This window comes from Microbulbifer mangrovi, assembly GCF_002009015.1.
Taxonomy (GTDB): Bacteria; Pseudomonadota; Gammaproteobacteria; order Pseudomonadales; family Cellvibrionaceae; genus Microbulbifer; species Microbulbifer mangrovi.
In genome coordinates this window covers 1-12,482 of record NZ_LZDE01000343.1, presented here as the reverse complement: position 1 = coordinate 12,482, position 12,482 = coordinate 1, and the positions used below count along the sequence as shown (strand labels likewise).

At 57.7% G+C, this 12,482-nt stretch carries 9 protein-coding genes; all 9 read left to right on the top strand.

Translation table 11 applies throughout. The annotated features are described in order from the left end of the window. The first annotated feature begins 17 nt into the window (after positions 1-17). The 9 genes from murC to mutT all read left to right on the top strand — a co-directional run bounded on the left by murC (position 18) and on the right by mutT (position 12,374). Positions 18-1,475 (top strand): UDP-N-acetylmuramate--L-alanine ligase, encoded by a 1,458-nt coding sequence (gene murC / locus B4U49_RS16410; RefSeq protein ID WP_078085751.1) that lies wholly within the window; start codon positions 18-20, stop codon positions 1,473-1,475. Positions 1,476-1,508: 33 nt separating this feature from the next. Continuing rightward, positions 1,509-2,339 carry a cell division protein FtsQ/DivIB gene (locus B4U49_RS16405; RefSeq protein ID WP_078085690.1) on the top strand — a complete coding sequence of 277 codons (831 nt, stop codon included), beginning with the start codon at positions 1,509-1,511 and terminating at the stop codon, positions 2,337-2,339. A 92-nt stretch (positions 2,340-2,431) separates the two neighbouring features. After that, positions 2,432-3,670, top strand: coding sequence for a cell division protein FtsA (gene ftsA, locus B4U49_RS16400; protein WP_078085689.1), 1,239 nt, complete (start codon positions 2,432-2,434; stop codon positions 3,668-3,670). A 64-nt stretch (positions 3,671-3,734) separates the two neighbouring features. Next, the gene (gene ftsZ / locus B4U49_RS16395) at positions 3,735-4,943 is read left to right on the top strand and encodes a cell division protein FtsZ (protein ID WP_078085688.1); all 1,209 of its coding nucleotides are present in this window, start codon (positions 3,735-3,737) and stop codon (positions 4,941-4,943) included. A 669-nt stretch (positions 4,944-5,612) separates the two neighbouring features. Then, positions 5,613-6,524 (top strand): UDP-3-O-acyl-N-acetylglucosamine deacetylase, encoded by a 912-nt coding sequence (gene lpxC / locus B4U49_RS16390; protein WP_066966379.1) that lies wholly within the window; start codon positions 5,613-5,615, stop codon positions 6,522-6,524. 236 nt (positions 6,525-6,760) lie between these two features. Next, positions 6,761-7,699 (top strand): M23 family metallopeptidase, encoded by a 939-nt coding sequence (locus B4U49_RS16385; protein ID WP_078085687.1) that lies wholly within the window; start codon positions 6,761-6,763, stop codon positions 7,697-7,699. 193 nt (positions 7,700-7,892) lie between these two features. Next, on the top strand, positions 7,893-10,643 hold the full coding sequence (secA, locus tag B4U49_RS16380; protein ID WP_078085686.1) for a preprotein translocase subunit SecA: 2,751 nt from the start codon (positions 7,893-7,895) through the stop codon (positions 10,641-10,643). 121 nt (positions 10,644-10,764) lie between these two features. Beyond that, complete coding sequence (argJ, locus tag B4U49_RS16375) at positions 10,765-11,964, top strand: bifunctional glutamate N-acetyltransferase/amino-acid acetyltransferase ArgJ (RefSeq protein ID WP_078085750.1); 1,200 nt, start codon at positions 10,765-10,767, stop codon at positions 11,962-11,964. Next, the gene (gene mutT / locus B4U49_RS16370) at positions 11,964-12,374 is read left to right on the top strand and encodes an 8-oxo-dGTP diphosphatase MutT (RefSeq protein WP_078085685.1); all 411 of its coding nucleotides are present in this window, start codon (positions 11,964-11,966) and stop codon (positions 12,372-12,374) included. Before argJ ends, mutT begins: the two co-directional genes overlap by 1 nt. The last annotated feature ends 108 nt before the right edge of the window (positions 12,375-12,482 follow it).

The window sequence follows — 12,482 nt, the reverse complement described above, 5'->3', positions numbered from 1 at the left end:
AAACTGCTGAGAAAAATATGACTGATAACGGCGACCGTCGCTACCACGTACCTGCCATGCGTCGTATTCGCCGCATCCACTTTATTGGTATTGGCGGTGCGGGAATGAGCGGTATTGCCGAAGTCTTGCAGAACCAGGGCTACGAAGTTTCCGGTTCCGACCTGCGCGAAAGCAAGGTGACCGAGCGTCTGCGCAGTCTGGGTATCAAGGTGCTGATTGGGCACAGTGCAGAAAATGTCAGCGATGTGGATGTAGTGGTCAACTCGTCTGCGATTTACGGGGATAACCCGGAGTTGATCGCCGCGCGGGACCATCGTATTCCCGTGGTGCGTCGCGCGGAAATGCTCGGTGAGCTGATGCGCTACCGCTACGGAATTGCGGTAGCTGGTACGCATGGTAAGACCACCACCACCAGCTTGATCGCGTCGATCTTTGCCGCTGATGGCAAGGATCCCACTTTTGTGATCGGTGGGCTGGTGAACAGCGCCGGTGCCAACGCCGCCTTGGGCGAGAGCCGCTATCTGGTGGCTGAAGCAGATGAGAGCGATGCCTCGTTTCTGCACCTGCAGCCGATGGTCACCGTGGTGACCAATATCGATGCGGATCATATGGAGACTTACGGCGGGGACTTCGAAAAGGTCAAGCAGATCTTTATCGACTTTATCCACAACCTGCCGTTTTACGGCCTGGCCGTGGTCTGTGGAGATGATGCCAATGTGCAGGAAGTGATTCCGCGTATGGCGCGACCGGTGACGACCTACGGGTTTGAAGAGAGCAATGATTTTCGCATTACTGATGTGCGCCAGGAGCCGCTGCGCAGTTTCTTTAATGTGCACCGACCGGATGGCAGCGTGCTGGATGTATGTGTGAATACCCCCGGGATCCACAACGTTCTGAATGCGACGGCTGCGATCGCAGTGGCGACCGAAGAAGGGGTCAGTGATGCAGCTATTCGCGAGGGCCTCAACGGATTCCAGGGCGTCGGACGTCGATTCCAGATTTACGGCGAGTACCCGGTGAGTGACGCCAGCGATGCGGAACCGGTGATGCTGGTGGACGATTATGGTCATCATCCGCGCGAAGTGGCGGCGACCATCAAAACCGTGCGCGATGGTTGGCCCGAGCGTCGACTGGTGATGGTTTATCAGCCGCATCGCTACACACGCACGCGGGATTTGTTCGAAGATTTTGTACAGGTGCTTTCTCAGGTCGACAAACTGGTTCTTCTGGATGTATATAGCGCCGGTGAAGCGGTAATTCCTGGCGCGGACGGCCGTACGCTAGCGCGCAGTATCCGCAACCGCGGCCAGATAGACCCGATCTTTGTGGAAAAGGTAGAGCAGGTACCTCCGGTACTGGCGGATCTGCTGGAGCCCGGCGATATCGTCCTCACCCAGGGTGCCGGCAATGTCGGTGGCCTTGCTCAGCAGTTGTCGGAATGGCGGCTCGGTGACAAGCCCGGATCGGATCAGTAATCGGTCCCGATGACCGTTTAGCGAAGCGTAAACGTGGCGAGAGAAAAAAAGGTACAGCAGCAAAAAAAAGGTCGCGGCAAGCCGGCGCCTCGAGGGGCTCGCGCGCTGCCGGACCCGAACGAGGAAAAGGGCCTGCGCCCGCTGCGGCTGTTGCTGGCAGTCGCATTCCTGCTGCTGGTGGGCTCGGGGCTCGGCTACAGCGCTCGCTGGTTGTGGCAACAGGCTCCAGCGGTAGAGTTGAGCCGTGTGGATGCGCTGGAAAATGTACGGGTAAAAGCACCGTTTCGCGCGGTGACGGAAACACAGGTTGAAGACATCCTGCTACCGCATTTGCGCAAAGGGTTTTTCTCGCTGGATATTAGCGAGATGCGGGAGGCACTGATGGCCAACCCGTGGATTGTTAATGCTTCGGTCAGCCGCAGCTGGCCCAACGGTGTTGAGGTGGTAGTGGAAGAGGCCGAGCCTCTCGCTATCTGGGGCGGAGACCAGCTGCTGATCGCCAGCGGTGAGCTTTTGCCAAGACCTGAAAACATGAAGGAACTGCGTCTGCCGGAACTTGCCGGGGATGCGGAACTGGTGGAGCGGATTATGGCCCAGTACCAGGCGCTGGCCGGGCTGCTCACCACAAAAGATATGGAAGTGCGCCGCCTGTCGTTTGACGATCTGGCGGGCTGGCAGCTCGAGCTGGTGAGCGGTATCCGCTTACAGCTGGGGCACGATGAACTGCTGGAGCGAGTGGATCGCTTCCTCAGTCTGACGCGCGGTGTACTGGCGCCGCATCTGCAGAAAATCGTGGGTGTAGATACCCGCTATAACAATGCAGTTGCGGTGCAATGGAAACAAAAAGACACAAAAGAAAACTGACAACAAAACAGGCAGATAAAAAGCTGGGCCCGGCCCTGATCTGACATGCTCAATGTGGATCGGCGCATTCGTCCAGCGAGGTTGAAAATCCAATGACACAAACAACTGAACCACGCATGATCGTCGGTCTGGATATCGGTACATCCAAGGTCGTGGCGATTGTCGGTGAAGTGACCGGAGACGGCGAACTGAATATCGTCGGTATCGGTTCTCATCGCTCCACGGGTATGAAGCGGGGCGTGGTGGTGAATATCGAATCCACGGTGCAGTCCATTCAGCGCGCGGTTGAGGAAGCGGAGCTGATGGCTGGCTGTGAGATTCACTCTGTCTATGCGGGGATTGCCGGAAGTCATATTCGCAGCTTGAACTCCCACGGCATCGTGGCGATCAAGGACCGCGAAGTTACTCAGCAGGATCTGGATCGGGTGATCGATGCCGCGCGTGCGGTAGCGATTCCGGCGGACCAGAAAATCCTGCACACCCTGCCGCAGGAATACCTGATCGACAGCCAGGAGGGCGTCAAGGAGCCTCTGGGTATGTCCGGTGTGCGCCTGGAAGCCAAGGTTCACCTGGTGAGCGGTGCGGTAAATGCGGCACAGAATATCGAAAAGTGTATCCGCCGCTGTGGTCTGGAAGTGGAAGACATCATTCTCGAGCAGTTGGCCTCGAGCTATGCAGTGCTGACCGATGACGAGCAAGAGCTGGGCGTATGCATGGTGGATATTGGTGGCGGCACCACGGATATCGCTGTGTTTACCGGCGGTTCCATTCGCCACACCGGGGTAATTCCTATCGCCGGTGACCAGGTCACCAATGATATTGCAATGGCATTGCGCACACCTACGCCGCACGCGGAAGAACTGAAGATTAAATATGCTTGCGCCCTGGCCAAGCTGGCGCGCGAAGGGGAAACCATCAAGGTGCCCAGTGTGGGCGATCGTGCACCACGGGATCTCTCCCGTCAGGCGCTGGCGGAAGTGGTGGAGCCGCGTTACGACGAACTTTTCACCCTGGTTCAGGCGGAGTTGCGACGCAGTGGCTTTGAAGACCTGTGTGCAGCGGGAATTGTCCTCACCGGCGGTTCTTCAAAAATGGAAGGCGCTGTAGAGTTGGCCGAGGAAATTTTCCACATGCCTGTGCGCCTCGCGGTACCGCAGGGAATTTCGGGGTTGACCGATATCGTCAGCAATCCGATTTATTCCACCGGTGTTGGTCTGTTGATGTATGCGATCAAGGTGGAAGACAACAAGGGCAGTAAGAACTCCACGGTTCAGCGCAGCGAAAACCAGTGGTGGGACAAGGTCAAACACTGGTTCAGAGGCAACCTCTGATTCAGAAAATAATTACCGGGATCGATAATTAAAATTTGGACATGAGCAAAAAAGGGGAACAGCAATGTTCGAACTCGTAGATAGCGTACAGGACAAGCCTGTCATTAAAGTGATTGGTGTTGGTGGCGGTGGCGGTAATGCCGTCAAGCACATGATCGCCAGCGAAGTGAATGGTGTGGATTTCATCTGCGCGAACACTGACGCGCAGGCGCTGAAGGATGTTGAGGCACAGACCATCCTGCAGCTGGGTAACACCATTACCCGTGGCCTCGGTGCGGGCGCTAATCCTGATGTGGGTCGCCAGTCCGCACTGGAAGATCGCGAGCGCATCGCGGAAGTACTGACCGGTGCGGATATGGTTTTCATTACCGCGGGTATGGGTGGCGGCACCGGCACCGGTGGTGCACCGATCGTTGCAGAAATCGCCAAGGATCTGGGCATCCTCACTGTTGCCGTAGTGACCCGCCCGTTCATGATCGAGGGTCGCAAGCGCGCCACAGTTGCCGAAGACGGTATTCTCGAGCTTCGCGACAAGGTCGACTCCCTGATTACCATCCCCAATGATCGCCTGCTGGAAGTGCTGGGCAACAAGATCACCATGAAGGCTGCGTACAAAGAGGCGGACAACGTACTGCTGGGCGCAGTGCAGGGCATTGCCGACCTGATGATTCGCCCGGGCATCATGAACGTGGACTTTGCCGACGTGCGCACCGTGATGTCTGAAATGGGCATGGCAATGATGGGCTCCGGCGCCGCCATCGGTGAGAACCGTGCGCGTGAAGCTGCTGAGAAAGCGGTTCGCAGCCCGCTGCTGGACAACGTCAACCTGCAGGGTGCCCGCGGTATTCTGGTGAATATCATCACCGGTAGTGAAGAGGGTGGCTGCCAGGAGCTGACCCTGGGTGAATACTCAGAAGTGGGCCAGATCGTTCAGGAGATCGCCTCCGACGACGCCACCGTGGTGATCGGCACCGCGGTCGACGACAAGCTGGGTGATGAAATGCGCGTGACCGTGGTTGCCGCCGGTCTTGGCGAGGCCACCGCCCAGGTTGCCCGTCCCACCAAGGTTGTGGATAACACCGCCCGTCGCCCGGAGAGCCGTGAAGCGGCACGTCCGGCCGCACCGGCAGAGGCCGCCCGTGACACCCAGGAAGTGCGTGGTAGCCGGGTGGAGAAGGAGCGCCCTGCGCGGTCCATGCCGCCACTAAACCCGGCTGATCAGGATATGGAATACCTCGATATTCCCGCATTCCTGCGTCGCCAGGCAGACTGATTCCGTCCCGCACCCACCGGAGTCGTGGGGCGGAAACATCTGCTCATGTCTACACCCGGCCGGCCAGGCCGGGTCTCCGCCCGCTCCGGTGTGCGATGTCGGGGCGTGTCCTCCAAGGGCGCGATCTCTCGACATCGCCGGGCCAGGATGAAGTTGTGGACGCAGGGAAGCTGCCACCAGGAGAAGTACCCCGTTCAGGATGTGTTCAGCCCGTCGCTGCACAATCTGGGGTACTGCTCTGAACTGTTTCAATTCAATGCATGTCATTTCACGGCATTGCAGTTAAAGGCGGGCATTCATTGAGAAAGGGAATCGTCAGTCGAAAACCTTTTTCAGGTTCCCGTACCGGTTATTCCGACCCTCAGTGGCATCAGAACAGTGCCAGAAATCGTGACCAGTGCCCTGACTAATGGGTTTTGGCTTCAGGGTTAACATTTTTTAATCACCGGCTGATAGGTCAGGTCGTACAATTAAAGGCATTCCTGTGCGCTAGGTTGGCGTTACAGTCCTCGCACTGGGCTATGCTTACAGGGATGAGAGCTGAAAAGCCCTGCCCTGGACTACAAGGATGACCGGGTCGTTATTTGTAGTTTTGGCGTTTATTTTCTGTTACTATCGCCGGCTCGCTGCGGTTCGTGCGCAGCTCACCGAATGGGAACCAAGACATAGATGATCAAACAGCGCACTCTCAAAAATGCCATTCGAGCCACTGGTGTTGGCCTGCATACCGGTAAAAAGGTCGTTCTGACCCTCAAACCGGCGCCGGTAAACAGTGGTATCGTATTCCGTCGGGTCGATCTGGATCCGGTGGTTGAGATTGAAGCGCGTGCTGAAAACGTGGGCGACACCCTGCTTTCCACCACTCTGGTGAAAGGCGATGTGCGCATTGCCACTGTTGAGCACCTGCTGTCTGCCATGGCTGGTCTGGGTATCGACAACGCGATCGTCGAGCTTTCCGCCCAGGAAGTTCCGATTATGGACGGCAGTGCCGGCCCATTCGTATTCCTGATCCAGTCCGCGGGGATTCAGGAGCAGTCTGCTGCGAAGAAATTCCTGCGTATAAAGAAGCCGGTTACGGTGGAAGAGGGCGACAAGGTTGCCAGCTTCCTGCCCTTCAATGGTTTCAAGGTGTCTTTCACCATCGATTTCGACCACCCGGTATTTCAGGGGCGCAACCTCAGCTCCTCGGTGGATTTCTCCAGCACCTCCTTCGTCAAGGAAGTGAGCCGCGCGCGCACCTTCGGTTTCATGCACGAAATCGAATATCTGCGCTCTAAGGGCCTGGTGCAGGGTGGCAGTGTGGATAACGCGATTGTTATCGACCAGTACCGGATTCTCAACGAAGGCGGTCTTCGCTATGAAGACGAATTCGTCAAGCACAAGATTCTCGATGCCATCGGTGACCTGTACCTGTTGGGTACCAGCGTGATCGGTGAGTTCAAGGCCTTCAAATCCGGCCATGCACTGAACAACAAGTCTTTGCGCACCCTGATGGCGCAGGAAGACGCCTGGGAAATGGTGACTTTCGAGGACGAACAGGAAGCGCCTATCTCTTACGTCAAGCCGATTCTGGCGGTGTAAGAGGCGCAGACGCAAAAGCCGGCACAGAAATTGCCGGCTTTTTTACGTGCCCCTATCGGGCGCGCAGTAGGTTCCGGTAGTCAGTAACTTGGATAAGGTGCTGACAACCACTGGCCATGGGGATGGCCCTGGGACAGCAGGAAGCGACAGTCCCGCACCGGTTCGATGCCGTCAAAAGCCGGCCCGGTGACTAAACCAAATAAAACAAATAATGTCGCAATTCTTGCACGCCTGATATGAAAATTATTCTCGTCAATGAGCGTGGAGGTGTCTCCCGCAGCTTCAACTTTGGAGGGCTTAGCAAAGCGCTGCTCAGCCTCTGCCTGTTGGGCCTGCCCGTGGGTGCCCTGTGGCTGGGTGCCAATCTGCCCACTGCTGAATCCGACGTTTTCGATGCCCGTGCGGTCAAGGCATGGAGCAAGGCGCTGCGCAAGCAGCAGGAACAGATCGATGACGCCGATCAGCAGGCGCGTGAGCAGCTTACCGCACTCACGGTCAAGCTTGCGGAGATGCAAGCGCGGTTGACCCGACTGGATGCCCTCGGTGAGCGTCTCACCACTATTGCCAAGCTGGACGAAGGTGAGTTCCAGTTCGGCAGCGTACCCGCGGTCGGTGGTCCGGAGGACCCAGGCATCAGCGGCGCCAGCGAACTCCCCTACCAGCCCCCGGAATTCCTCGAAGTCATCGGCGACCTCTCGGATCAGATCGAAGACCGCCAGATGCAGCTCTCCACCCTGGACTCTCTGATGGCCCGCCGTCAGTTGCAGGACGAGCAGTTCATTGCCGGGCGCCCGATTACCCGCGGCTGGATGTCATCCCGCTACGGTTACCGCACCGATCCGTTCAGTGGTCGTCGCTCCTGGCACAAGGGTGTGGATTTCGCCGGTAAGAATGGCTCCGACGTGGTATCTGTTGCTGCCGGCGTGGTGACCTGGGCGGAAGATCGCTACGGTTACGGCCAGCTGGTGGAAATCAACCACGGCAACGGTTACAAAACACGCTATGGTCACAATAGCGAGCTCAAGGTCAAGCTGGGCGATATCGTGAAGAAGGGGCAGATCATTGCCCTGATGGGGTCGAGCGGTCGCTCTACTGGCCCTCATGTCCATTTTGAAGTCTACAAGAACAACCGTCCTGTAGACCCCGCCACCTATATCCGCCGAACCGGCAGATAACAACTATCCTCTATCATTGCGCGGCAGCGCTCGAAACGCTGCATCGTCTGGCGCCCTGTGCTTCATCAGGGCCCGGCGGTTGGCGTTGAATGGTTGCGGGCGTTGGCGCCTTCCTGTTTACTTGCACCCTTTCGCGCCGCCCCCTGAATCAGGGAGGGCGGGGCACACTCAGCATTAATGTGGTTTCTGAATAATGATTGGCAAACTGATAAAAACAGTCTTCGGTTCAAAAAATGACCGGGAACTCAAGCGTATGCGCAAGGTGGTCGCCAAGATCAATGCGCTGGAAGATGAGTACAAGGCGCTGGATGACGCTGCGCTAAAAGCCAAGACAGAAGAATTTAAACAGCGCCTTGCGGATGGTGAGACTCTCGACCAGATCCTGCCGGAGGCCTTTGCTGCAGTGCGCGAAGCCAGTGACCGCGCGCTCGGTATGCGTCACTTTGATGTGCAGATGATCGGCGGTATGACCCTGCACGAAGGGCATATTGCAGAAATGCGCACCGGTGAGGGTAAAACCCTGGTGGCAACCCTGCCTGCCTACCTGAATGCGCTGGAAGGCAAGGGTGTCCACATCGTTACCGTGAACGATTACCTCGCCAGCCGCGATGCCAACTGGATGCGTCCGGTCTACGAGTTCCTCGGTCTCACCGTGGGTATCGTGGTATCCCAGCAGCACCCGGAAGACAAAAAGGCCGCTTATCAGGCAGATATCACCTACGGTACCAACAACGAGTTCGGCTTCGACTACCTGCGCGACAACATGGTACTGCGCAAGGAAGATCGTACCCAGCGCGCACAGAACTTCGCCATTGTGGATGAGGTCGACTCCATCCTGATCGACGAGGCGCGTACCCCGCTGATTATCTCCGGCGCTGCAGAGGACTCCTCCCAGCTGTATATGGCCATGAACAAGCTGGTTCCCCAGCTTGAGCGTGGTGAAGAAGGCGGTGAAGGCCACTACACCGTGGACGAGAAAACCCGTCAGGTGGAGATGACCGAAGACGGCCACCAGCTGATCGAGGATCTGCTGACCCGCGGCGGCCTGCTGAAAGAAGACGAATCCCTCTATGCGCCGGGTAACCTCGGCCTGCTGCACCACGTGAATGCCGCGCTGCGCGCGCACGTGCTGTTCCACAAAGATGTGGATTACATCGTGCAGAACGGTCAGGTGGTACTGATCGACGAACACACCGGCCGCACCATGCCTGGCCGCCGTCTCTCCGAGGGCCTGCACCAGGCGCTGGAGGCGAAGGAAAACGTTCAGATCCAGAGCGAGAGCCAGACTCTCGCTTCCACAACCTTCCAGAACCTGTTCCGCTTCTACCCCAAACTGTCCGGTATGACCGGTACCGCAGATACCGAAGCGTTCGAATTCCGTCAGATCTATGGCCTGGACGTGGTGGTAATTCCCACCAACAAGCCCAAGCAGCGCGACGACCTGAACGACCTGGTGTACCTCACCAAGGATGAAAAGCTAGAAGCGATCATTGAGGACATCAAATACTGCCGCGACAAGAAAGCGCCGATTCTGGTGGGTACTGCCTCCATCGAGACCTCGGAAGAGATGTCGCGCATGCTGCAGAAAGCGAAGATCGAGCATCAGGTGCTGAACGCCAAGTTCCACGAGAAAGAAGCGCAGATCATCGCCCAGGCCGGCCGCCCGGGTACCGTCACCATCGCCACCAACATGGCGGGCCGCGGTACTGATATCGTGCTCGGTGGTAACTGGGAAGCGGAAGTCGAAGAGCTGCAGCAACGCGAAGGCCGCGAGGCGAGCAATGAAGAAATCGACGCGATCAAGGACGAGTGGAAGAAACGCCACGAGACTGTGATCGAGGCCGGTGGCCTGCACATCATCGGTACCGAGCGCCACGAATCCCGCCGGATTGACAACCAGCTGCGTGGTCGCGCCGGCCGTCAGGGCGACCCGGGTGTGACCCGCTTCTACCTGTCCCTGGAAGACAACCTGATGCGTATCTTCGCCTCGGACCGGGTGAAGAACTTTATGCAGATGCTGGGCATGGAGCGCGGTGAGGCCATCGAGCACCGCATGGTGTCCAATGCCATCGAAAAAGCACAGCGCCGTGTAGAAGGTCGCAACTTCGATATCCGCAAACAGTTGCTGGAATATGATGACGTGGCCAACGACCAGCGTCAGGTGATCTACTCCCAGCGCAACGAACTGCTCGAAGCGGACTCCATCAGCGACACCATCACCGCGATCCGCGACGACGTGGTAAACGAGCTGATTTCTACCCATGTGCCGCCACAGAGCGTCGAAGAACAGTGGGATATTCCTGCGCTGGAACAGCAACTGGCGGCGGAACTGGGCCTGCAACTGCCGGTTCAGCAGTGGCTGGACGAAGACCGCACCCTGCACGAGGAGAGCCTGCGCGCGAAGATTGTCGAAGAATCCCAGCAGGCCTACCAGAACAAGCTGGCGCGTATTGCGGAGAGCACCGGTGACGAAAACCTGATGCCTACCATCGAGCGTCAGGTGATGCTGCAGGTACTCGATCAGCTGTGGAAAGAGCACCTCTCCAGCATGGATCACCTGCGCGCGGGTATCGGCTTGCGCGCCTACGCTAACAAGAACCCCAAGCAGGAATTCAAACGCGAGTCGTTCCACCTGTTCCAGAGCCTGCTGGATAACCTCAAGCACGAAGTTATCCGCGTACTGGCCCATGTAGAACCGATGACCCGTGAGCAGATGGAAGAGATGGAGCAGCGCCGCCTGGAAGCCCAGCGTCGCCAGCAGCTCGAGCTTCAGCATGCACAGGCATCCGCGATCCCGGAAGCTGAGACCCAAGCCCAGACAGAGGCCGCTCAGGAGCCCGCGCGACGCGGTCCTCGAGTAGGCCGCAATGATCCCTGTCCCTGTGGGTCTGGCAAGAAGTACAAGCAGTGTCACGGCAAGCTGACTTCTTCCACTCCGTCCTGATCAGCCCAGGCTGACAGAACAAAAAGGCCCGCATAGATTGCGGGCCTTTTTGTTTTCCGTTCGCCGTTTATATAATTCTGTTCCTTTCAAATATCCGAATCATCTCAACATGGTGAAAAACATGGCGCAGTCCCTGCCGCAAATTCCCGGTGTTCGCCTTTCTGCAGTGCCGGCGAAGATAAAAAACTGGCAACGCGACGATCTGCTGTTAATCGAAGTAGCCGAGGGTGCCAGTGTCTCTGCGACCTTCACCCAGAATGCGTTCTGCGCGGCGCCGGTACTGGTGGCACGCAAACATATTGCCGCCGGCAATATACGCGCGCTGCTCATCAATGCGGGCAACGCCAACGCCGCCACTGGTGAACGCGGCCTGGCAGATGCCAACCGCTGCTGCGAGGGCGTAGCACAGGCCCTGGGTATTCAGCCTACTCAGGTACTGCCGTTCAGCACCGGTGTGATCGGTGAGCATCTGCCGGTACAGAGAATCCTGGATGCGATCCCCGCCGCCGCTGCCCGGTTGCAGTCCGATGCCTGGCAGGCTGCGGCGCAGGCGATCATGACCACGGATACACGCCCGAAAACTGCGAGCAGGACGGTCGAGATTGCCGGTGAAACCATCACCATTGCGGGCATCGCCAAGGGCGCCGGCATGATCCAGCCGAATATGGCGACCATGCTGGCGTATGTGGCGACCGATGCAGCAATCCCCCAGCTGATACTGGATACTCTGGTGAAGGAAGCGGTTGCCGCGTCTTTTAATCGCATCAGTGTGGACGGTGATACGTCCACCAACGATGCCTGTGTGCTGATCGCCAGCGGCGCCACCGGAGAGGTGATTGGTGACGTTAACAGCGAGGCTTATGCACAGTTGAAGGCGGCGATTGTTGAGGTACATATCGCGCTTGCACAGGCCATCGTGAAAGACGGTGAGGGCGCGACCAAGTTTGTCACGGTACAGGTCAACAACGCGGGAAATTCCGCGGAGGCCCTGCGCACTGCCTTTGAAATTGGCGAATCACCGCTGGTCAAAACTGCACTTTACGCTTCTGACCCCAACTGGGGCCGGTTGGTAATGGCGATCGGTAATGCGGGGCTGGAGAATCTGGATACCGGTAAGATTTCCATTTTTCTCGACGATGTGCAGATCGTGGATGCGGGTGGTCGTGCGGACGGTTACACCGAGGAGGCGGGACAGGCGGTCTTCGACAAGTCCGAATTTACCATTACCGTGGATTTGCAGCGGGGTGATACCTGCGAGCATATCTGGACCTGTGATTTCTCCCACGAGTACGTGACCATCAATGCGGAGTACCGCACCTGATGGGGGGGGCAGCGATCAAGCATATTCATGTGGCGGTAGGTGTAATCCTTGGCGCTGATGGCCGTATTCTTCTGGCCAAGCGTCCTGAACACCTGCACATGGGGGGACGCTGGGAGTTCCCCGGTGGCAAGGTCGAAGCCGATGAATCCATACAGCAGGCCATGACCCGCGAGTTGAAGGAAGAGCTCGATATTGATGTGAAGGCGATGGAGCCGTTAATCGAAGTCCGCCACGATTATGGAGACAAGCAGGTATTCCTGGATACCTGGTGCGTTACCGAGTTTGATGGGATAGAGCGTGGCGTTGAGGGACAGGAGTTGGCTTGGGTTTCGGTGGCGGAGCTCTCGGAGTATCGCTTCCCGGATGCCAATCAGCCGATTGTAACGGCGTTACAAGCGCGCTTAAGTTAATTCCAGCCCTGCCAAGTTCTTTAGCTAGTTTGCTGGCAGGGAAGCACTGGACGCGGATTTTCAGAACCGAGCTAGGCGCCCCCCGGTGAACCCATCCCTGGGCGCTGC